Origin of the sequence: Haemophilus parainfluenzae, from assembly GCF_014931375.1 — a bacterium.
Taxonomy (GTDB): domain Bacteria; phylum Pseudomonadota; class Gammaproteobacteria; order Enterobacterales; family Pasteurellaceae; genus Haemophilus_D.
The window spans coordinates 781,121-803,130 of the sequence record NZ_CP063117.1 but is presented as its reverse complement, the minus strand read 5'-3'; the positions used below and the strand labels follow the sequence as shown (position 1 = coordinate 803,130).

25 protein-coding genes are annotated in these 22,010 nt (G+C 40.9%); 15 read left to right on the top strand and 10 right to left on the bottom strand.

Features of this window, described 5'->3' with window-relative positions:
- The first annotated feature begins 61 nt into the window (after positions 1 to 61).
- The 3 genes from INP95_RS03865 (at position 62) to glmS (ending at position 3,126) form a co-directional block, all read left to right on the top strand.
- Positions 62 to 334 (top strand): HU family DNA-binding protein, encoded by a 273-nt coding sequence (locus INP95_RS03865; protein ID WP_005696943.1) that lies wholly within the window; start codon positions 62 to 64, stop codon positions 332 to 334.
- 126 nt (positions 335 to 460) lie between these two features.
- Positions 461 to 1,243, top strand: coding sequence for a DeoR/GlpR family DNA-binding transcription regulator (locus tag INP95_RS03860; protein WP_049368683.1), 783 nt, complete (start codon positions 461 to 463; stop codon positions 1,241 to 1,243).
- A 50-nt stretch (positions 1,244 to 1,293) separates the two neighbouring features.
- Positions 1,294 to 3,126, top strand: a complete 1,833-nt coding sequence (gene glmS / locus INP95_RS03855) for a glutamine--fructose-6-phosphate transaminase (isomerizing) (RefSeq protein ID WP_049373539.1) — start codon at positions 1,294 to 1,296, stop codon at positions 3,124 to 3,126.
- A 64-nt stretch (positions 3,127 to 3,190) separates the two neighbouring features.
- Here the strand turns inward: glmS and lpxH are convergent, their stop codons facing one another.
- Positions 3,191 to 3,895, bottom strand: a complete 705-nt coding sequence (gene lpxH / locus INP95_RS03850; protein ID WP_049373537.1) for a UDP-2,3-diacylglucosamine diphosphatase — start codon at positions 3,893 to 3,895, stop codon at positions 3,191 to 3,193.
- A gap of 87 nt (positions 3,896 to 3,982) precedes the next feature.
- Between lpxH and INP95_RS03845 the strand changes: the two genes are divergently transcribed.
- The 7 genes from INP95_RS03845 (at position 3,983) to INP95_RS03815 (ending at position 10,385) form a co-directional block, all read left to right on the top strand.
- A complete protein-coding gene (locus tag INP95_RS03845) occupies positions 3,983 to 4,705 on the top strand; it encodes a 1-acylglycerol-3-phosphate O-acyltransferase (protein ID WP_049373535.1) in 723 nt (240 codons plus the stop codon).
- A 1-nt stretch (position 4,706) separates the two neighbouring features.
- Entirely contained in the window at positions 4,707 to 6,116 is a 1,410-nt protein-coding gene (locus INP95_RS03840) for a multicopper oxidase domain-containing protein (protein ID WP_049373533.1), read from the top strand.
- A 26-nt stretch (positions 6,117 to 6,142) separates the two neighbouring features.
- Positions 6,143 to 6,628 (top strand): PM0630 family protein, encoded by a 486-nt coding sequence (locus INP95_RS03835; protein WP_049373532.1) that lies wholly within the window; start codon positions 6,143 to 6,145, stop codon positions 6,626 to 6,628.
- A 178-nt stretch (positions 6,629 to 6,806) separates the two neighbouring features.
- Positions 6,807 to 7,784, top strand: a complete 978-nt coding sequence (locus tag INP95_RS03830; protein ID WP_197560931.1) for an ABC transporter substrate-binding protein — start codon at positions 6,807 to 6,809, stop codon at positions 7,782 to 7,784.
- 21 nt (positions 7,785 to 7,805) lie between these two features.
- Positions 7,806 to 8,603, top strand: a complete 798-nt coding sequence (locus tag INP95_RS03825; protein ID WP_197560930.1) for an ABC transporter permease — start codon at positions 7,806 to 7,808, stop codon at positions 8,601 to 8,603.
- Positions 8,603 to 9,295: an ATP-binding cassette domain-containing protein gene (locus tag INP95_RS03820; protein ID WP_178163454.1), complete on the top strand. Its 693-nt coding sequence runs from the start codon at positions 8,603 to 8,605 to the stop codon at positions 9,293 to 9,295. The genes INP95_RS03825 and INP95_RS03820 overlap by 1 nt, the downstream gene beginning before the upstream one ends.
- Positions 9,288 to 10,385, top strand: a complete 1,098-nt coding sequence (locus tag INP95_RS03815; RefSeq protein WP_197560929.1) for an NnrS family protein — start codon at positions 9,288 to 9,290, stop codon at positions 10,383 to 10,385. Before INP95_RS03820 ends, INP95_RS03815 begins: the two co-directional genes overlap by 8 nt.
- Positions 10,386 to 10,436: 51 nt before the next feature.
- On the opposite strand, the gene INP95_RS03810 is transcribed toward INP95_RS03815, so the two are convergent.
- Positions 10,437 to 10,820 carry a MerR family transcriptional regulator gene (locus INP95_RS03810; protein ID WP_193475751.1) on the bottom strand — a complete coding sequence of 128 codons (384 nt, stop codon included), beginning with the start codon at positions 10,818 to 10,820 and terminating at the stop codon, positions 10,437 to 10,439.
- Positions 10,821 to 10,905: 85 nt separating this feature from the next.
- Here INP95_RS03810 and INP95_RS03805 point away from each other — a divergent pair, with 85 nt between their 5' ends.
- Positions 10,906 to 11,517, top strand: coding sequence for a cation diffusion facilitator family transporter (locus INP95_RS03805; protein WP_197560928.1), 612 nt, complete (start codon positions 10,906 to 10,908; stop codon positions 11,515 to 11,517).
- Positions 11,518 to 11,571: 54 nt separating this feature from the next.
- On the opposite strand, the gene folB is transcribed toward INP95_RS03805, so the two are convergent.
- Positions 11,572 to 11,928: a dihydroneopterin aldolase gene (gene folB / locus INP95_RS03800; RefSeq protein ID WP_049356175.1), complete on the bottom strand. Its 357-nt coding sequence runs from the start codon at positions 11,926 to 11,928 to the stop codon at positions 11,572 to 11,574.
- A 97-nt stretch (positions 11,929 to 12,025) separates the two neighbouring features.
- Between folB and plsY the strand changes: the two genes are divergently transcribed.
- Positions 12,026 to 12,625, top strand: a complete 600-nt coding sequence (plsY, locus tag INP95_RS03795) for a glycerol-3-phosphate 1-O-acyltransferase PlsY (protein WP_049373518.1) — start codon at positions 12,026 to 12,028, stop codon at positions 12,623 to 12,625.
- A gap of 49 nt (positions 12,626 to 12,674) precedes the next feature.
- On the opposite strand, the gene rpoH is transcribed toward plsY, so the two are convergent.
- From rpoH to INP95_RS03760, 7 genes are all read right to left on the bottom strand, one after another.
- Positions 12,675 to 13,517, bottom strand: a complete 843-nt coding sequence (gene rpoH / locus INP95_RS03790) for an RNA polymerase sigma factor RpoH (protein WP_049373516.1) — start codon at positions 13,515 to 13,517, stop codon at positions 12,675 to 12,677.
- Between the two features lie 145 nt (positions 13,518 to 13,662).
- Entirely contained in the window at positions 13,663 to 13,974 is a 312-nt protein-coding gene (locus tag INP95_RS03785; protein WP_197560927.1) for a DUF2322 family protein, read from the bottom strand.
- Positions 13,975 to 13,993: 19 nt separating this feature from the next.
- Positions 13,994 to 15,019 (bottom strand): UDP-N-acetylmuramate dehydrogenase, encoded by a 1,026-nt coding sequence (gene murB, locus INP95_RS03780; protein WP_197560926.1) that lies wholly within the window; start codon positions 15,017 to 15,019, stop codon positions 13,994 to 13,996.
- Between the two features lie 9 nt (positions 15,020 to 15,028).
- On the bottom strand, positions 15,029 to 16,732 hold the full coding sequence (gene narQ, locus INP95_RS03775; RefSeq protein WP_049373508.1) for a nitrate/nitrite two-component system sensor histidine kinase NarQ: 1,704 nt from the start codon (positions 16,730 to 16,732) through the stop codon (positions 15,029 to 15,031).
- Between the two features lie 134 nt (positions 16,733 to 16,866).
- Entirely contained in the window at positions 16,867 to 18,081 is a 1,215-nt protein-coding gene (locus tag INP95_RS03770) for an MFS transporter (protein ID WP_049384164.1), read from the bottom strand.
- A 142-nt stretch (positions 18,082 to 18,223) separates the two neighbouring features.
- Positions 18,224 to 18,376, bottom strand: a complete 153-nt coding sequence (locus INP95_RS03765; protein ID WP_005696968.1) for a DUF1232 domain-containing protein — start codon at positions 18,374 to 18,376, stop codon at positions 18,224 to 18,226.
- Positions 18,377 to 18,411: 35 nt separating this feature from the next.
- A complete protein-coding gene (locus INP95_RS03760) occupies positions 18,412 to 18,672 on the bottom strand; it encodes a YfhL family 4Fe-4S dicluster ferredoxin (protein ID WP_014064693.1) in 261 nt (86 codons plus the stop codon).
- A 75-nt stretch (positions 18,673 to 18,747) separates the two neighbouring features.
- Here INP95_RS03760 and INP95_RS03755 point away from each other — a divergent pair, with 75 nt between their 5' ends.
- From INP95_RS03755 to fbaA, 3 genes are all read left to right on the top strand, one after another.
- The gene (locus INP95_RS03755) at positions 18,748 to 19,461 is read left to right on the top strand and encodes a ribonuclease T2 family protein (RefSeq protein ID WP_049384072.1); all 714 of its coding nucleotides are present in this window, start codon (positions 18,748 to 18,750) and stop codon (positions 19,459 to 19,461) included.
- 98 nt (positions 19,462 to 19,559) lie between these two features.
- Entirely contained in the window at positions 19,560 to 20,720 is a 1,161-nt protein-coding gene (gene pgk, locus INP95_RS03750) for a phosphoglycerate kinase (RefSeq protein ID WP_005696971.1), read from the top strand.
- 96 nt (positions 20,721 to 20,816) lie between these two features.
- Positions 20,817 to 21,896 carry a class II fructose-bisphosphate aldolase gene (fbaA, locus tag INP95_RS03745; protein WP_005699675.1) on the top strand — a complete coding sequence of 360 codons (1,080 nt, stop codon included), beginning with the start codon at positions 20,817 to 20,819 and terminating at the stop codon, positions 21,894 to 21,896.
- The last annotated feature ends 114 nt before the right edge of the window (positions 21,897 to 22,010 follow it).

Here is a 22,010-nt window from a genome sequence, read left to right as displayed (position 1 = left end):
CAGTTAAAAGCTACGCTTATTTGAATAGAGTCAATTTTAATTTAACAGAAGGTACAAATTTATGAACAAAACAGATTTAATCGATGCAATTGCAAGTGCAGCTGAATTAAACAAAAAACAAGCTAAAGCTGCATTAGAAGCGACTTTAGCAGCTATCACTGGTAGCCTTAAAAAAGGTGAACCTGTTCAATTAATCGGTTTCGGTACATTCAAAGTAAACAAACGTGCTGCACGTACTGGCCGTAACCCACAAACTGGTGCTGAAATCAAAATCGCAGCATCTAAAGTTCCAGCATTCGTATCTGGTAAAGCATTAAAAGACGCAATCAAATAATTAGTCTTAAAACGAATTTTAATTGAACCCTGCTTTGTCAGGGTTTTTTGTTGCCTAAATTTTAACTTTACAATCATCATTTTGCCGATATAATTCCGAACCGAAACTTATTACGGGATATAAATAATGAAACGAAACATTCAACACCGAAATACCCAACAACGCAGACATGCCATCATGCAACTTCTGCAAGAACAAGGTGAAGTCAGTGTTGAACAACTCGTACAGTTATTTGACACCTCTGAAGTGACGATTCGAAAAGATCTCACTGCATTGGAAAGTAATGGTTTCCTTCTTCGAAAATATGGTGGCGCCATTTTAATGCCACAAGAAATCATCGAAGAAGAACAAGATGATGAACTTTCGCAACGAAAGTTAGTCTTAGCAAAGGCAGCTGCAGAACGTATTCGTGATCACAATCGAATTATTGTGGATAGTGGCAGCACAACCGCCGCATTGATTAAACAGCTTAATCGCAAGCAAGGCTTGGTTGTGATGACGAATTCGCTTTCGGTGGCCACAGCATTACGTTCACTCGAAAATGAACCGACACTCTTAATGACGGGAGGCACTTGGGACACGCGTTCTGAATCCTTCCAAGGCAATATTGCCGAACAAGTGCTACGTTCTTATGACTTTGACCAATTATTTATTGGTGCCGATGGCATTGATTTAGAACGTGGTACAACAACATTTAATGAGTTGGTTCGCTTAAGCCAAGTGATGGCTGAAGTATCTCGTGAAGTGATTGTAATGGTGGAATCACAAAAAATTGGCAGAAAAATGCCAAATGTGGAATTAACCTGGCAGCAAATTGATGTGCTGATTACCGATAACAAATTATCTCAGGCTGACAAAGAAGCCATAATGGCGCAAGGCGTAGAAGTAATTTGTGTGGATGTGGCATAAAATGCGGTCAGAAAAACAAGACTTTTAATTTTATTAAATAAGGAAAAACTATGTGTGGTATTGTTGGTGCGGTAGCACAACGTGATGTAGCAGAAATTTTAATTAATGGTTTACACCGCTTAGAGTATCGTGGTTACGACTCAGCGGGTGTTGCCGTTGTGGATCCAAACCATGAATTACACCGCGTACGCTGCTTGGGTAAAGTAAAAGCCCTTGATGAAGCTGCTGCTGTAAAACCATTAATCGGTGGTACAGGGATCGCTCACACCCGTTGGGCAACTCATGGTGAACCGTCTGAAGCTAATGCTCACCCGCATACTTCGGGCAACTTTGCTGTCGTCCATAACGGTATCATCGAAAATCACGAAGAATTACGTGAATTACTTAAATCACGTGGCTATGTGTTTAATTCTCAAACTGATACCGAAGTAATTGCTCACCTTGTTAATTGGGAAATGCGTACAGCCTCAAATCTTCTTGAAGCTGTCCAAAAAACCGTAAAACAACTTACTGGTGCATACGGTATGGTTGTACTAGATCGTGAGCATCCAGAACATTTAGTGGCAGCGCGTTCAGGTAGCCCATTAGTAATTGGTTTAGGAATTGGTGAAAACTTCCTGGCATCTGACCAACTTGCGCTATTAAGCGTAACTCGTCGTTTCATCTATTTAGAGGAAGGCGATATCGCAGAAATCACACGTCGTACCGTGGATATTTACGATGCGAATGGTCAAAAAGTAGAACGTGAAGTACACGAGTCTAACCTTGAAAATGACGCTGCAGAAAAAGGCAAATTCCGCCATTTCATGCAAAAAGAAATCTATGAGCAACCAAATGCATTAATCAACACAATGGAAGGACGTATCCTTCACAACAACGTGATTGTGGATGCTATTGGTAATGGCGCAGCTGAAATTTTAGAAAAAGTTGAACACATTCAAATCGTGGCTTGTGGTACTTCTTATAATGCAGGGATGACTGCTCGTTACTGGTTTGAAGCACTTGCTGGCGTGAGCTGTGATGTCGAAATCGCATCTGAATTCCGCTATCGCAAATTTGTCACTCGTCCAAATAGCTTGTTAGTGACTATCTCTCAATCAGGTGAAACAGCGGATACCCTTGCAGCACTTCGTCTTGCAAAAGAAAAAGGTTACATGGCAGCCTTAACGATCTGTAACGTATCAAGTTCATCTTTAGTGCGTGAATCCGATCTTGCCTTCATGACTCGTGCAGGCGTTGAAGTCGGTGTGGCATCAACTAAAGCGTTTACCACTCAGTTGGCCGCATTATTAATGTTAGTCACTGCAATTGGTAAAGTAAAAGGCAATATCTCAAACGAACAAGAAGTGGAAATTGTAAAAGCGTTACAATCACTTCCGGCTGAAGTTGAAAAAGCCCTTGCATTTGATAAAGATATCGAAGCATTAGCAGAAGACTTCGCAGAGAAAAACCATGCACTATTCTTAGGTCGTGGTGAGTTTTACCCTATCGCAATGGAAGCTTCATTGAAATTAAAAGAAATTTCTTATATTCATGCTGAAGCTTATGCGGCAGGTGAATTAAAACACGGTCCATTAGCCTTAATCGATGCAGATATGCCGGTTATCGTGGTCGCACCAAACAATGAATTACTTGAAAAAGTGAAATCAAACATTGAAGAGGTACGTGCGCGTGGTGGTCAGCTTTATGTGTTCGCTGATAAAGAAGCAGGCTTCACACCAAGCGAAGGTATGAAAATTATCACTATGCCAAAAGTGAATGAAATTATTGCGCCAATTTTCTACACCGTTCCTATGCAATTATTGTCATACCATGTGGCATTAATTAAAGGAACCGACGTGGATCAACCTCGTAACTTAGCGAAATCGGTAACCGTAGAATAAAGTGCGGTTGGAAATCAGCACGTTTTAATGCAAAAAAGCACAGGTTTAATCCTGTGCTTTTTGTTTAAATAAACCGATAACCGTTCTCTGTTACTTCCAGAATTGAGGCATAATCCTTTCGCCAATCGCCTAACACAATTCGCGTGTACCCTTTTTCCTGATGGATGGCTTCTCGATGCGTATGACCGTGAATTAATCGATTTACGCCAAATTCTTTTACAGTTTGTGCCGTAAACGCTAAATTCACATCCATTATATCCAGTGACTTATATTGCTTATCTTGTTTACTCTTCGCGCGAATTTTCTCTGCAATTTTTAACCGCACTTTTAATGGCAAGCATAAAAACAATCTTTGTCGCCATTTTTGATGCACCTTTCGGCGAAATTGTTGATATTTCACATCATCAATACATAAGGTATCACCATGACAAATTAAGGTTTTCACACCATAAAGATCAACACAATGATAGTCAGGCAATAACGTTAAACCACAATCTTGTGCAAATTTTTTCCCTACCAAGAAATCTCGATTACCATGAATGAAATAGCAAGCTATACCCTTTTCTGTCAGTTTTTTTATCAACTGTTTTACTTGTGAGATTAAAGGTGAAGTTTCATCGTCACCAATCCAAAAATCAAAAAGATCTCCCAAAATATAAACCGCTTGCGATTCTTGTGCTTGATTTTGCATAAAATCGCTAAAAAGTGCGGTTAATTCCGGATGCGTTTCGCTTAAATGAAGATCTGCAATAAAATAAATGGGTTTCATAACTATTCCGTCATTTTTTTCATTAGATTAGCACACATTTTTGTGTAATTTGCTATACTTTCCAAAAATTTTAATTAGGTATTTTCTATGTTAAAAATCGCCAGAATTCTCATCGTTGCACTTTGTTGTATTTTAATTTGTGTGCTCGGTACGATCTATTCCTTTATTCGTTTCAAAAACCCAAGCAATGTGGGCGTTATGGCTCGCTGGTTTGGTCGTTTATACCCTTTATTTGGCTTAAAAGTAGAACACCGTTTTCCACAAAATAAAGAGAATATGCCACGTTGTATTTACATCGGTAACCACCAAAATAATTTCGATATGGTGACCATCTCTTACATGGTACTCCCTCGCACAGTAAGTGTAGGTAAAAAAAGCCTGATTTGGATCCCTTTCTTTGGCATTTTATATTGGGTAACCGGCAATATTTTCTTGGATCGTGAAAATCGCTCTAAAGCACACAGCACCATGACAGAACTTGCTCGCCGTATCAATAAAGACAACCTGTCAATTTGGATGTTCCCTGAAGGCACACGTAGCCGTGGTCGTGGTTTATTGCCATTCAAAACAGGTGCATTCCATGCTGCAATTGCGGCTGGCGTACCAATCGTGCCCGTTGTGTGCTCGACGACGCATAACAAAATTGATTTGAATCGTTGGGATAACGGTAAAGTGATTTGTGAAATGATGGATCCAATTGATGTGTCATCATACACAAAAGACAATGTTCGCGAACTTGCTACTTACTGTCACGATTTGATGGAAAAACGCATCGCTGAACTCGATGCTGAAATTGCACAAGGAAAATAATATGTTGCGTCTTTCTCGTCGCCAATTATTAAAAACTACCGCAATTTCAACCGCACTTGCTGCCACACCTCAATCGGTATTAGCGGCATCCCGTGAAAAATTAACCATTCCTCCATTGATGGAAGCAAAACGTGGTCGCCCAATTATCCTTAATATGGAAGAAACTGGCTATAAGTTAGATGGCTCCCATAGTGTCAGTGTCTGGGGCTTTAACGGCAATTATCTTGGCCCCACTATTCGTATCAAATCGGGTTCCTTTGCAAAACTCAATTATCACAACAATTTGCCACAAAGCATTGCCCTCTCCATTCAAGGACTGCAAGCCAGTGGCGAATTATTTGGTGGTGCTGCAAAAGTCCTAAAAAAAGGGGAATCTTGGGCACCGATTATCCCAATAGACCAACCTGCCTCGACTTGCTGGTATCGTTCAGCGACCTTGGCTAACTCGGCTTATCAAACCTATCGCGGCATCGTCGGGATGTGGTTAATTGAAGATGATCAAAGCTTAAAATCTCAGCTACCTCATAAATACGGCGTGGACGATATTCCATTAATCTTACAAGACATGGAATTTAACGGTGACGGATTACAATTATTTAAGCAAAATCAACCGCACTTTGTCGGTAATCGTCTTCTTGTGAATGGACAAGAAGCGCCTTATCTTGACGCCCCTCGCGGTTGGGTACGTTTACGCTTACTTAATGCCTCATTGGCAAGAGCCTATGATCTCCGTTTAGATAACGAACAAGACATGTTGCTTGTTGCGAGAGATTTAGGTTTTTTACCACAAGGTAAAGCGATTAATTCTCTTATTCTTGCACCAGGTGAACGTGCAGAAGTGTTAGTCAATTTAAGCGAAGGAGAAGGTGTATCGCTCATCTCTGGGGCTAAACGTGGTTTCTTCGACAAAATCAAAAATGTGTTCAGTTCAGGTAATGATTTTGCAGATAACACCGTTTTAGAACTTCGCCCACAAGGTGAAATCTCTGCATTCAGCAAAAAAATGAATGAGTCATTCAATACTGATGCCACGGCTATGCTCGAAAGTAAAATCGCCCAAGAACGCACCTTTGAACTGGATGTCACGAATGGTCTAATCAACAAACAACGCTTTGACCCACGCCGTATTGATGTTTCGGTTAAAGTAGGTACTGTCGAACGTTGGATCATCAACAGCTCACTGCCAGTGGGTTTCACCATTCAAGGCGCAAAATTTGTGATTGAAAGCCAAGATGATGTCAAGGTCGATGCGTCGGAACTTGCTTGGAAAGACACAGTTTGGGTGAAAAAGAAAGTACAAATTTTAGTAAAATTTGAACAACCTTCGTCAAATACTCATCCCTTCTTATTTGGCTCATCCAATTTAATGCTGGCAGATATGGGGTGCCTTGGTATAATGATCGTTCAATAAAATAATGATATAAAAAGGAATCTAACATGAAAAAAATCTCAACATTCGCTTTAATTGCGAGCCTATTTTCAACCACCACATTTGCTGCATCACCAGAATCAAAAGACGCAGCTAAAGATATGGCAAATGAGCCCACTATTTATCTCTCTGTGTTCGATAGAACTCAGGAGCCATCACCTGATTTAAATAAAAAAGAAACCTCTCGTTCCAGTAAAAACGAGAAAGTATGCTGGCTCGCAACAGGTCATTTTGGTAAAAAAGCAACGGTAAGTGAAACCTTTAAAGCTCAAGCCCAAAGTGAATTCGCCAGTTCGATTGAAAATGCGAAAGTGGTGTCTTCACCAAATAAAAAACTCCATACCATCACTTATACCAGACCAACATTAGAAAATGGCAAATACATGATGAACTGCTGGACATTCGACCGTAGAGATCCAATCGGCAAATATGTACTGACTGTCAAAATCGGTAAACACGAATTTGAAAAACAAGTTTTCTACGTGACTGAGTAAGAAAAACACTCAAAAAACGACCGCACTTATATGTGTGCTGTTTTAAGACTAAGGCAAAGACCGTCTGGAATTCAATTTTCAGACGGTCTTTCTTTACTTTAGTCATCTCCAGTAAGATAATTAATGAAAACTATTATCAAAATACAGGTATTAGCCCTGATTCAATAAGGAGATAACCATGACAATGAATAGACGTGATTTTTTAAGAATGAGCGCAGCACTTACAGCAGCGGGCATGTCGCCTTCTCTCTTTGCGGCAACAAAAGAACAATTTACCATTTATGGCGCACCAGCAATGCCAAGTGTAACCATTGCGGTGGCGGCAGCACAAGGTAAATTAGCCAAACAAGCGGATGTATCATTAGAGATTTGGCGTTCGCCTGATCAGTTGCGTGCGGGTGTGGCAAGTGGGCAATTTAAAGTGATGATGAGCCCAAGTAATGTGGGCGTGAATTTACGTAATCAGGGGCAACAAGTTGGCATGGTAAATATTCTCACCAATGGGATTACGCAGTTGATGTGTAAAGGTGGTGCCATTACTTCACCGCAAGAATTGGTGGGTAAAAAAATCCTTGTGCCATTTAAAAACGATATGCCAGACATCGTATTGCAGGCTCTACTGAAAAAACTGAATATTGATATTAATAAAGTGGATATCACCTATGCAGCTACACCAACTGAGGCAATTGGTTTGTTCTTACTGAAAGATTTCCATGCAGCCATCTTGCCGGAACCAATGGCGAGCGCCGTTGTGCAGAAAGCTAAAATTGTCGGTACAGAGATTGTACGCGGCTTTGATTTAGTGAAAGAATGGGGACAAGCGTTTAATACCAAACCTCTTATTCCAATGGCAGGCATTATTGCTAACGAAGAATACTTCCACACACACAAGGCAGAGTTTGATCTACTTCACCAAGATTTAAGTGATGCGTTAAACTGGATTATGGCTAATCGCAAAAGTGCGGCTGAAATTGGCGCTAATTATCTTCCTGCTCCAGAAGCCGCTATTGAAATGGGCTTAGACGGTGCACGCTTAACAGTAACCAAAGCCAGTGAACTGAAAAATGAAATCATGCAATTCTATGAAACCTTGATGGAGTTCAATCCAAAACTCTTAGGTGGTAAATTACCAGATGATAAATTCTTCTTGGCTTAATTTGAAACTGAATCACATAACATGATTAAAACTGACAAAATCCGTAAACCACAACCTGTCCTGTTTTACATCATCGACTATCTCTGGAGTGGCTTTACCGGCTTGAGTGTGGCGATGATGGTTGTTGCCTTGTGGGCTTGGGGCAGCGCAGTATTTGGTGAATTTATGCTGCCTGCTCCCGCGGATGTTTTTCAAAAGGCCCTTGAGCTACTCGATCATTTCCAACAAAACGAAATCGGTATTTCACTATGGCGTTCTGTGGTGGGTATTACCATTGCATTAGTCGCTGGCTTAGCCGCAGGACTGATTGCGGGAAGCTTTAAAACTGCTATGGCATTGCTCAAACCCGCCATTACGATTTTGTTAGCCATGCCGCCAATCATTTGGGTCGTGATGGCATTATTTTGGTTTGGCTTTGGCAACCCAAGTGTGCTATTTACCATTATCGTATTAGTCGCCCCGCTGACCTTTGCCAGTGCCGCCATGGGCATGGCAAGTGTCAACAAACAACATGAAGAATTGTTTGATGCGTACAAACTCGGATTGTGGAAAAAAATCCGTTATTTGTACGTTCCCCATCTCACAGGCTATGCGATTTCCAGCATTGGCGTCGCGGTGGCTATGGGCGTAAAAGTCGTCATTATGGCTGAGCTTCTGGGTGCTAATGAGGGTATCGGGGCAAAGATTGCCGATGCCAGAGCCATGTTAGATACATCAACAGTGATGGCTTATGTGTTGTTGGTGATTGTGTTTGTTTCCCTCTTTGAATATTTGATTACCAAGCCATTGGAAATCCTGTTTATGCCGTGGAGAAGATAATGCTGAGTTTAAAGAATGTGCGTTTTGAAATTCTCCGCGATCCCATCGTGCGCGATTTCAGTATGGATTTACAACCGGGTGAAGTGAAAACCTTATTCGGTCCAAGCGGGTGTGGCAAAACCACTGTGCTGCGTTTAATTTCAGGTTTGGAAACACCAAAATCAGGCGAAATCAAGAATACATTTCGTAAAACGGGCTTTCTGTTTCAAGAAAATCGACTATTGGAAAATCTCACGGCTATGCAGAATATCGCCATTTTTATGGATGAACCAAATGAACATGAAATCATTGCGCTGGCAGAAAAGATCGGGCTTTCTTCGGGTGATTTGAATAAATACCCAACCGAATTATCGGGCGGAATGGCAAAACGCGTGGCATTTTTACGTCTATTGCTATGTGGCTGTGATTTAGCCTTATTGGATGAACCTTTTGTCGGTTTGGATCGCGATTTACGTGATATTTTAGCCGCTATGTTAGTGGAAAAAATTGAGCAGCAAGGCATGGCTTGCATTTTAGTGACGCACGATCGTTTTGAAGCAGCTCGATTAAGCCGAGAGATTATGCAGCTTTCTCCAAAAGGGATGGATGTGCAAAATGTGATTACCTTGCCAACACCATTATCCGAACGTAATTCAGCCTTTGAAGAAACCGTAGTCGCACGCGAATTTCAAGGAATCCATTACTATGAATAATTTCTTTACTCATCCAATGCGACCCTTTTTTGTTGGTGCCTCCATTCTTGCGATTGTTGGAGCCTTGAGCTTTTTCATCAGCCCCGATGATCTCATCCTACACCGCAAAATATTCTTAGAATTTATGCTGCCAGCCGCATACGGCGGCTTTCTGACGGCTTCCATGCTCGAATGGACAAATTACAAAGGTAATTTAAAACCTATTGCAACGATTTTAGCGATGCTCTTGCTTGCAGGATTGGTATTATTGCCATTTTCCCCGCAAACCGCCTCGTTTTTAGTGGCAGCTTATTGGCTCGCTTTGTTACTCTTTTGTGCTTGGCTGTTTTGGTTGGATAGCAATACCGACAATTTTACTTTACTGATGTTACTTGCTGCATTTACGGTTTGTCAGACGGCTTACGCCATGACTGATAGTCTGAAATTATTGCGGGCACAGGTGCATTTGAATATGGCGGCAGTGATGTTTGTATCAATTCGAGTCAGCATTCTATTAGGCGCAGAGGCACTGAAAGAAAGTATATTGAAAGATCCCGTATTTATCCCGAATGTCGTGTATAAAAATATCGCAATTACATTTTTATTACTTCATACCGCAGCAGAGCTTTGGTTGCCTGCACAAACAGCCGCTTTTACAGCCTTTGCCGTTGGCTTTATCTTGCTTGCCAAGTTACGCGAATTACATCATCACGAACTGCTACGCAAACATTACGTACGCACTTATTATTTCCTTCAACTGTTCGCCGCGATTGGCTATTTGTGGATTGGTATAAATAAATTAATTGATGAGCCTACCGCCGATCCATTACACATGGTGACACTCGGCGGGATTCTCGGCAGCATGATGATGATTTGGCTCACCGCGGGATTATGGCATAGTGGCTTTACGAAACTGGATTATCCCAAACTCTGTCGCCTTGCCGTGCTTTGTCTTTTCACGGCGGCACTTTCTCGCGCTTGTTTAATGTATGTGGACGAGCTGTTTTTTATCACGATTCCGGCTCTTTTAATTGCTATTGTGTTTGTGCTGTATCTCGCAACCTTTGTGCCGATATTCCGAAACAACGCGTTTACAGATGATCCAGAATAGTGACCAATCCGCATATCAACGTGCGGATTTTTGATATTTTTTAGACCGCTCTTAATAGGCTTTTAATTGGGCCATAGCTTTACAATCTGCAGCTTGATGATCATCTTCGGTAATTAAACTTTGTAGAAAATGTTTAATTTCAGTCAGTTCGGCAATTTTTTCTTCGACTGAAACCAAATGTTTCGCCAACATGCTATCCACTTTGCAATGTTGAGATTGCTGCGTTTTCATCTCATTAAAAAATTTAATTTCGGCCAAACTAAAATCTAACGCTCGGCAGGTTTTAATAAATTTTAATTGCTTCAAACTGGCTTCATCATAATCTCGATAACCATTTGCCAGACGTTTAGGCTCTGGCATTAACCCCATTTTTTCATAATACCGAATCGTTTCTAAATGAATACCGCTTTGTTTGCTGAGTTCGTGAATCTTCATCTTGTTAAAATCAAGCCTTGACCTTGTAGTTACTACGGACTTTATACTTTATCCCAAGTTAATCAAAGACACAATAAGGAGCATTATGTCCGTCCACCATTCCCATGAACATCATGACCATTCATCTCATGCGCATATTCCACAAGATAAAAAAATCTTAGCGCTCAGTTTTGCCATCATTACGAGCTTTATGGTTGTCGAATTTGTTGGTGGCTATTGGTTTAACAGTTTGGCGCTCATGGCTGATGCCGGACACATGGCAAATGATAGTTTATCGTTATTTTTAGCCTTGTTAGCGTTGTTTCTATCCGCTCAAAAACAACGATACATTGCCCTACTCAATAGCGGCTCATTGATTGTTGTGGCATTGATGATTTTATTTGAGGCGATTCAACGCTGGCAAAATCCCATCGAGATGATGGCATTACCGATGCTTGGTGTGGCATCTTTAGGATTATTGGTAAACCTTTTCGTTGCAAAGATGATGTTGAACAGCGATCATGATAATCTCAATATCAAAGCGGCTTATCTACATGTACTGACCGATTTATTCGGTTCCATTATTGCTATTCTTTCGGGTATCAGTGCCTATTTTCTGGGATGGTTATGGGTTGACCCATTGGCAAGTATGATATTAAGCATGCTAATATTAAAAAGCGGAATTGGAGCATTTCGCTTGGCATTAAAAAACACTTAAAAAATTAACCGCACTTTGGTTTGATATTTCCAAAGTGCGGTCAATTTTCAGCGATTATTTCAACTCACCGCGCTCTACAATGATCCCCACATTACTTGCTTGAGCAACCGCTTTGGGTTTGCTTAATTTGAGACGTAACCATGAAATCCCAAAACGTTGTTGTAATTGCTCTGCTACTTCATAAGCCACACGCTCAATCAATAAAAATGGCTTAGCTTGAACATAATCTAAAATAAATTGGCTCACTTCGGCATAATTAAGGCAGTATTGCACATCATCCGTTTCTGCGGCTTTTTGACAATCCCATGCCATTTCCAAATCAAAAACGAGCTTTTGTTTGATTTGTTGCTCCCAGTCATACACACCGATTTGTGCGAAGACCACTAATTCTTCAATAAAAATACGATCCATCTCTCATTCCTGTAAAAATATAGTGGGCTTATGCTATCAAGTTTGGTTAAAATAACGAACAAGTTTTTCAAATACAATCAAGATTGTGGAGCACAAAATGAGCCTATTTGCCCTTTTTTATATGATTTTTGCTTATTTACTGGGTTCGATTTCCAGTGCAATTTTGATTTGTAAGGTAGCAGGCTTGCCTGACCCGCGAAAAAATGGCTCTCATAACCCTGGTGCGACCAATGTATTGCGTATTGGCGGACGTTGGGCGGCTCTCACAGTATTAATTTGCGATATTTTAAAAGGGATGTTACCGGTTTGGGCGGGGTATTATTTAGGGCTCACGCAATTTGAATTAGGCATGGTGGCATTAGGCGCATGTTTAGGCCATATTTTCCCTATTTTCTTTCAGTTTAAAGGCGGGAAAGGTGTCGCGACCGCATTCGGTGCGATTGCGCCCATCTCTTGGGGCGTCGCCGGTTCAACGCTAGGCACTTGGTTGCTAGTATTCCTAATTAGCCGTTATTCCTCATTAAGTGCGGTTATCACTGCACTTCTTGTACCGTTTTATGTTTGGTGGCTTAAACCTGAATTTACCTTCCCCGTTGCCTTAGTTTGTTGCTTACTAATTTATCGCCACCACGACAATATTCAACGCTTATGGCGAGGCCAAGAAGATAAAATGTGGGGAAAATCTAAAAAGAAATAAATAAAAAAACCTGTCGATTATCGACAGGTTTTCTTTTTATCAAAACGGCTTAGAAATCAACCGCACTTTTAAGTTTTTTCAGTGCGTTGGCTTCAAGCTGACGAATACGTTCTGCAGACACATTATATTTTGCTGCAAGATCGTGAAGGGTGGCTTTATCATCATCTAACCAACGTGCTTTGATAATCTCTTGGCTACGTTCATCAAGATTAGCTAACGCTGTACCTAATTTTTCTGTGGCTTGTTCTTCAAAGTTTTCACTTTCAAGTTCTGCCGCAAAGTTTGAGCTTTTATCTTCTAAATATAAAGAAGGTACATAAGCCTCATCGTCATCGTCTGTTGGCAAATCAAAGCCGACATCAGCCCCTGTCATACGGGATTCCATTTCGATGACATCTTCTTTTGACACGCCAAGCTCATTCGCCACCATATCCACTTCGTTTTCATTGAACCAACCTAAACGTTGTTTGGTTTTACGTAGGTTAAAGAACAATTTACGTTGTGCTTTTGTGGTCGCGACTTTCACAATACGCCAGTTACGAAGGACATATTCGTGGATTTCAGCTTTGATCCAGTGCACCGCAAAAGATACAAGGCGAACGCCTACTTCCGGATTAAAACGTTTTACCGCTTTCATTAATCCGATATTACCTTCTTGAATTAAATCTGCTTGTGGCAATCCATAACCAGAATAACCACGCGCAACATGAATAACAAAACGTAAGTGTGATAAAACTAATTTTTTCGCTGCTTCAATATCACCGTCATAATACAAACGTTCTGCTAAGCTTTTTTCTTCCTCTGCAGTTAGCATCGGATATTCGTTTGCTGCTCGAATATAACCTTCGATGCTACCTTGAGGTACTAACATCATTTGAGTTTCTTTATTCATTCTTCTCCTCACAGCATGCGGAGCGACGCCCCGACTCATTACTTATTTGTTATTGTATAACAACTGTTGTCATTATACCTCAATTTGTTTTATTTGACAGTTTTTAACGATTGAAAGTTCAGATTAATCACTAAAAATTTTCAAATTATTTTAATGGCACAAGCGAATAAATGACATCCTCCGCCGTTACCTTAAACAATAAATCAATATTCGGGTGTTTGCCAGGATTTTTCTTCGCATCTTCAACATGTTCGGCAAACCATTCAATGCCTTGCTGCGCAGAAGTGCGGTCTAATTTCCCATTAAATTTTTCTGCTAACGCATGATAAAGACGGAGCGAGCCAAGCTTACCTGGCGCAGCGGGAATATGATAAATCACTGTTTCACCGTTTAATACGTCTAAACCTGTTAGATGATCAATGCTTGGTAAAGTCTCTAAAATGTCTTTAAAGTTCATGATTGCTTTCCTCTATAAATTAACTGATGGCTTGCTCTGAATTCACTTCGCCATTTGCGCCCATAAAGCGTACCTCTGGCTGTAAATACACACCAAATTTATCTGCCACGGTTTGACGGATATGATGCGCAAGCTTCACAACATCCTGACCTGTGGCATTACCTTTATTAATCAGTACTAACGCTTGTTGTTGATGAACAGCTGCACCACCGATTTGAAAACCTTTTAAATGGCACTGATCGATTAACCAACCCGCAGCAAGTTTCACAGAGCCATCCGGTTGTGGAAAGTGCGGTAGATTTTCGACCTGTTTTTGGATTTTCACAAATTGTTCTGCACTCACCACAGGATTTTTGAAGAAACTGCCCGCATTACCAAATTCTTTTGGATCGGGTAATTTGCTACGGCGAATATGGCACACTTCATCAAACACTTGTTTTGCCGTTACCGTTTGAGGATCAAAATTCACTAATGAGCCATATTTTAAAATCGGTTGCCAATTTTTCGCTAATTTCAATCCAACAGCCGTTATCACATAACCCTGCGCATAGCGATGTTTGAAAATACTTTCACGGTAACCAAATTCACATTCGCTCGCCTGCAAACGGAATTGTTCGCCCGTGTTAAGATTCAACACATCCACATAATCGCACACATCTTTAAACTCTACGCCATACGCACCGATATTTTGAATTGGTGCGGAGCCGGCACAGCCTGGAATGAGTGCAAGATTTTCTAAACCATTAATTCTTTGTGAAAGCGACCATTCCACCAACTGATGCCAATTTTCGCCACCATTAACATGCAAATAATGGTAATCGCTATCTTCTGTATGTTGAATACCCGATAAACGGTTAACAATTACAACACCTTGGAAATCTTCTAAAAACAGCATATTGCTGCCTTGACCTAAAAATAAGACTGGTAGCTTTTCAGCTTTCGCCTTTTGCCAAGCTTGTTGGATTTGTTCAATCGATGTGGCTTCAATAATTTCACGTGCATTTGCTGGAATATTGAAGGTGTGAAACGGTTGTAAACTTTGCATTAACTTTCCTTAAAAAAACGTGTGAGGGAGCGTGATTTTCACCATCGTACCACCTTGCTCCCCTTTTAAAATTGTAAGCTGAGCATTTAATTGGCGACTGCGTTCAGTCATGATATTTAAACCATAATGCCCTTCTGGCTCGTCTAACGTCGGAATCCCTACGCCATTATCTTGCACAAGAATTTCGTATTCCCCTTCTGCATTGATGTGTGCTTTTACCTCAATCAACGTACCTTTTGAGTGTTTAATCGCATTCAGCGTTGCTTCACGCACAATTTGTAGAACGTGCACTAATTCTTGTGGATTTAAACTTTGTGATGGCAAACTGCAGTCCACGGTCATTTGCATCTTCGTTTGCGAACGTAAACTTTCGATAACTTGCTCCAAGGCAACCTGTAGATTGGCTTCTTGTACCGTTAAACGGAAAGTCGCTAATAATTCTCGTAATTGAGAATACCCATCTGATAAGGCTTGTTCAAATTCGCCAATGATCGCAATGCTTTTCTCTTTTGATTCCTCGTCTTCTTTCTTCAAATTATGCTTTAACAGCGTTAATTGAATTTGTAAGAAAGACAGCACTTGTGCCAACGAGTCATGTAATTCCCGTGCAATAATGGACCGCTCTTCCATCAATAAGAGTTGCTCTTGCTGGCGTTGCGTTTTGTGCGAATACAACGCTTTTGCCACCATTTGCCCTAAGTTTTTCATCATGCGTGGATCAGGACAAGGCAAACCGGCTTGCCATGAGAGCACAGCCAAGTTTTCATTTTCAATAGAAAGTTCTTCGACTTGAAGTGATTGTTTAGGATCTTTTTGACCAAAAGAAATTTCCCAATGTTCTGAGCCGAAAATTTCTAACTCAATATAGCGTAAATGTTCGCTGACACGAATATGATTGAGCACTTGGCTGAGAATTTTATCATTAATCTTTGTGGGCGTAAGCAACTGCGAGCTTTGATAAAGTGTGGTTAAAGAGCGGTTAGTTTGGCGCAACTTTTGCGTTTTCTCATTAACGGCATCTTCTAAACGTGAATAAAGTCGCCCTAATTCCGAGGACATTTGCGTAAACACTTTCGCCAAGACACCAAGCTCATTACCACTTTCTGTATCAAGCTGGATATGTTTAAACTGCCCCATTTGCACTTGCATACTGGCTTTGGTCATCAGCTCTAAAGGCTTCACTACTTCGCGCTTTAGATACCAAATGACATAAGACACCATGGCCAAAATTAACAACATCGACACGCATAGCACTGAAACCGCACTAATCCATTTTTGTTCAGCAAAGCGTTGTAATTCCAACACGAAATCGTCGACATCTTGTACATAACTTTTCAGTTCTGCATGATATTTTTCGATTTGATGCGCACGGGCGAAATCAGACATCACCGCCCAGCGTTGTAGAATTTTTTGATAGGATTCTCTCACCCCTGAAGGTGCAAAAAGCTGATTCTGCACAGAAAGCAAGGCCTCAGCATTGAGGCTTCGTTGATAACGCACCAGATTCTGTTCAACCGTATCCGGCGAACGTTCCATTTCTGTTAATAGTCGATAACTTTGCATACGCAAAGAACCGGAGATATTAATGGCTTCCGCATCCGATTTATTACTGGCCATCACGAGCAAACTCAATGAGCTAATAATGCCCATGAAGATAATGACCACAAATAAATATTTAGCAATACGGGTAGAAACTGAACGTTTAGCGTACACGATAATTCTTCAACATTGGGGAAAGTGTCCATAGTTTAGCATAAAGTGCGGTTGAAATTGGCTGATTTTTCATAAATAAAAAACATCGGCTTTAACCCCGATGTTTTCAAAAACATTAATTTTTTTGACCGCACTTAGCTTAATTCTTTGCCTTTTAATTCTGGCACTAAGAAGACTGTCGCCACCATGTCGATCACATAAATCACTGCTAAGAAAGCAATCGCAATACTGAATGAGTACGCGGATACAATCGCGCCAACAACAACCGGTCCAAAACCACCTACGGCACGACCTAAGTTAAACAACACATTTTGTGCTGTTGCTCGCGCTTCTGTCGGATAGGCTTCTGCCATTAACGCCCCATAACCGCCCATCATGCCATTGACAAACATCCCTAAGAATGCGCCAGCCACCAACATCGCAGTTGGATCAGTTAATTGAGAGTAAGTGATGATGCTAATCACAGCACCTAGTTGGAATAATAAGAAACTTGGTTTACGTCCGATTTTATCGGCTAAGCGACCAAAAATCCAAATCCCCGCCATCATGCCGCATACGGTAACTGCCGTCCATAAACCCGATTTCGTTAAACTAAAGCCAAGTTGTTTAGATAAGAAGTTTGGCATCCAAATCATAATGCCGTAGTAACCGAAGTTTTGTACGGAGGTTAACACTACCACACCAAGACTCACTTTTGTGGTTGCTTTATCTTTCACTAAGAGTTTGAAAGATTCCAGTTTTGATATTTTTTGTGTTGAAAGTTCGGTCTGTTTTTGTGAGAAAATTTCAGGTTCATGTAAGCGAACTCGTAAATACCAAGCAACAAACGCCGGGAAGATACCGACAACGAACATACCGCGCCAGCCGATATGTGGAAGTAATACAGGGGTGAGTAACGCAGCCGCTAACACACCCACTTGCCAACCTAATGCCACATAAGAAGCCGCTTTTGCGCGGTGTTTGGCTGGCCAAGCTTCAATGGCTAATGCCATACCGATACCAAATTCACCGCCTAAACCGATACCCGCGATGGTGCGATAAATTAATAAATCCCAATAGCCTTGTGCGATTGCACATAAACCAGTGAATACGGCGAAAAGTACGATTGTCCAAGTCAGTACGCGTACACGTCCATAACGATCGCTTAATGCACCAAATACGATACCGCCCACCACAGCACCAATAAGTGTCCAAGTGACTAATGAGCCAGATTGTGCGGGAGTTAAATTAAGATCGGCCGAAATGGCACTAAGCATAAATCCAAGAATAAGAAGATCGAATCCATCCATCGCGTAGCCGACAGCAGATCCAATCAAGGCTTTCCAGCCATATTGATTGACGTTTGTCATGATTGAAGTCCCTTTTGCTACTCACGGGTAGCGTTTAAAGTGAAATGATGAGGAAAGAAATTTTCCGATGCGTAGTTTAGAAAAATTGAAGGGATTTTGCAAGAATGAGAAAAGCAAAGTGCGGTTGATTTTATTCAAGTTTTTATTTTTTCAATAAAATTCGAATCAATAAAGCAATGGCTGCCGCATCATCCACCAAACCTAATGGGCCAAGCACCGCTTCAGGCAAAATATCAATGGGACTGAACAGATAAATCAGAATGATGGCGATTTTAATTAACTTCGTTTTATTCATAGTCATTGGACGAAAAGAAAAAGATCAGGTAAATTCTACAACTTATCCGAATGGTGAATCATCACAAAACGTTCCCAAAGCTGCTCTTCGCTTTCTTGATGTTCAGGATCTGGCTTAATACAGTTTGTAATCGGGCAAACTTTTTGGCAAGTTGGCGTGTCATAATGACCAACACATTCCGTACAAAGGACAGGATCGATCACATAGATCTCCTCGCCGATTGAAATTGCTTCATTCGGGCATTCGGGGAGGCACATATCGCAGTTTGTGCATTTGTTTGTGATCAGTAACGCCATACCATTCCTTTATATGAGAAAGCGGCGAATTATAGCCGACAAAAGCAAAATTGACAAAATTTAAACAGGATTTTTATGAAAAAACAGGTTTCCACTCTTTCCCTTATTGCCCTTGCTGCATTTAGCATTTGGCAATATTTCACTGAGCACAAAAAAGACACTAAACCCGCCCCAACACCCCCACAGCAACAAACCCAAAGTGCGGTCAAAAATACTAAAGATTTTGGAAATTATGATGTCATCATGCGCGATGATGCCATTGGACAAAATAAAAATGCCCCTGTTGATTACTATATGTTGGCCTTATCTTGGTCGCCTGCATTCTGTGAAAAACAACGTGCGCAATATGGCAATAATTTACCTGATTCAGCGCAATATCAATGTAGTACAAAAAACCAATTTGGCTGGGTAGTGCATGGTTTATGGCCACAAAATGCGAATGCACGTTCTGTTACGGATCATCCACGTTTTTGTAAGGGTGATTTAGCACCGCTTCCAGTTGAAACGCTCGAACCTTACCTTTCAATCTCGCCAGGTGCAAAATTATTACAAGGCGAATGGGAAAAACACGGCAGCTGTGCGTTTGATTCAGCGGAAGCTTATTTCAAACAAGAGAAAGCATTATTTGAATCACTCTCCTTGCCAAACGAACAATTAAGCCGTAAAGAATTATTTCAATGGATGAAGCAGAATAATCCACAACTAAAAGGCGCTTATTTAGGCGCGAGCCATAATGAATTATTCATTTGCTATGATCGTCAATGGCAAGTAATCGATTGCCCTAAATAAGCATAATTCGCTTTTTTATTTGATCTACATCGTTACAACCTAGTAAGATCTAGGTATAATGTCCCAGTTTAATTTTAACTAACCCAAGAGGAAAGCTTATGTCAGTAATCAAAATGACCGACTTAGATTTAAAAGGTAAACGTGTATTTATTCGCGCGGACTTAAACGTACCGGTAAAAGATGGCAAAGTGACATCTGATGCGCGTATTCGTGCGACTATCCCGACGTTAAAACTGGCTTTAGAGAAAGGCGCAAAAGTGATGGTTACCTCTCACTTAGGTCGTCCAACTGAAGGTGAATTCAAACCTGAAGACTCTTTACAACCGGTTGTTGATTACTTAAAAGACGCAGGTTTCAATGTGCGTTTAGTACAAGACTACTTAAACGGTGTGGATGTTAAAGAAGGCGAAATCGTTGTTTTAGAAAACGTACGTGTAAACAAAGGTGAGAAGAAAAACGATCCTGAATTAGGTAAAAAATATGCCGCACTTTGCGATGTCTTCGTAATGGATGCATTCGGTACCGCTCACCGTGCACAAGCGTCAACTTACGGCGTAGCGGAATTTGCACCAGTTGCTTGTGCAGGTCCATTACTTGCAGCAGAATTAGATGCATTAGGTAAAGCATTAAAAGAACCTGCTCGTCCGATGGTTGCGATCGTAGGCGGTTCTAAAGTTTCCACTAAATTAGAAGTATTAAACTCTCTTTCAAAAATTGCTGACCAAATTATCGTGGGTGGTGGTATTGCAAATACTTTTATCGCGGCAGCTGGCCACAATGTAGGTAAATCATTATATGAAGCAGATTTAATCCCTGTAGCAAAAGAATTAGCAGCAAGCACGGATATTCCAGTTCCAGTTGATGTGCGTGTTGGTACTGAATTCTCTGAAACTGCACCTGCAACAGAAAAATCAGTAACCGAAGTGAAAGACGATGAATCTATCTTCGATATCGGTGATAAATCTGCAGAACAATTAGCTGAAATCATCAAAAATGCAAAAACCGTTTTATGGAATGGTCCAGTTGGCGTGTTTGAGTTCCCTAACTTCCGTAAAGGGACTGAAATCATTTCTCACGCGATTGCAAACAGCGATGCATTCTCTATCGCTGGTGGTGGTGATACTTTAGCGGCTATCGATTTATTCGGTATTGCAGATAAAATCTCTTATATCTCTACCGGTGGCGGTGCATTCTTAGAATTCGTTGAAGGTAAAGTATTACCTGCAGTAGAAATTCTTGAAAAACGTGCGAACGGTTAATTAAATGGCTTCAATCCCCTCTGTGCTCATAGAGGGGATAAATATTGATTCTTCAAACAGAGGAAGAAATCCTCCAAAACAAAAGGAAACACAACTATGGCTAAATTATTAGATATCGTAAAACCTGGCGTAGTAACAGGTGAAGATGTACAAAAAATCTTTGCTTATGCCAAAGCAAACAACTTCGCGATCCCTGCAGTAAACTGCGTGGGTTCTGACTCCGTAAATGCTGTATTGGAAACCGCTGCACGTGTGAAAGCGCCAGTAATTATCCAATTCTCAAACGGTGGTGCAGCTTTCTACGCAGGTAAAGGTATCAAACCAACAAGCGGTGCACGTCCAGACGTTTTAGGTGCAATCGCAGGTGCAAAACATGTTCATACTTTAGCCAAAGAATACGGTGTGCCAGTTATTCTTCATACCGACCACGCAGCGAAAAAATTACTTCCATGGATCGATGGCTTACTTGAAGCGGGTGAAAAACACTTCGCAGAAACTGGCCGTCCATTATTCTCTTCTCACATGCTTGATTTATCTGAAGAACCAATGGAAGAAAACATGGCAATCTGCCGTGAATACCTTGCGCGTATGGACAAACTAGGTATGACCCTTGAAATCGAAATCGGTATTACCGGTGGTGAAGAAGATGGCGTGGACAACTCAGATGTAGATGAATCTCGTTTATATACCCAACCATCTGATGTGCTTTATGTTTACGACCAATTAAACCCTGTAAGCCCTAACTTTACTGTTGCTGCAGCATTCGGTAACGTGCATGGTGTTTACAAACCAGGTAACGTAAAATTAAAACCATCTATTTTAGGTGCATCACAAGAATTCGTTGCAAAAGAACGTAATCTTCCTGCTAAACCAATCAATTTCGTCTTCCACGGTGGTTCAGGTTCTAGCCGCGAAGAAATCCGCGAAGCAATTAGCTATGGTGCAATCAAAATGAATATCGATACGGATACTCAATGGGCTGCATGGAATGGTATCTTAAACTTCTATAAAGCAAATGAAGCTTATCTTCAAGGTCAATTAGGTAACCCTGAGGGTCCTGATGCACCAAACAAAAAATACTACGACCCACGTGTTTGGTTACGTAAAATGGAAGAATCAATGTCTAAACGCTTAGAGCAATCTTTCGAAGACTTAAACTGCGTTGATGTTTTATAATCCATAAAAATAGACTAAAATGAAACCGCACTTTGTTAGTGCGGTTTTTTAGTTTTACATAACCCGAATGTTGGCTCTTATCTATGCAAATAACAAAACAAAATTGGTTAGCCA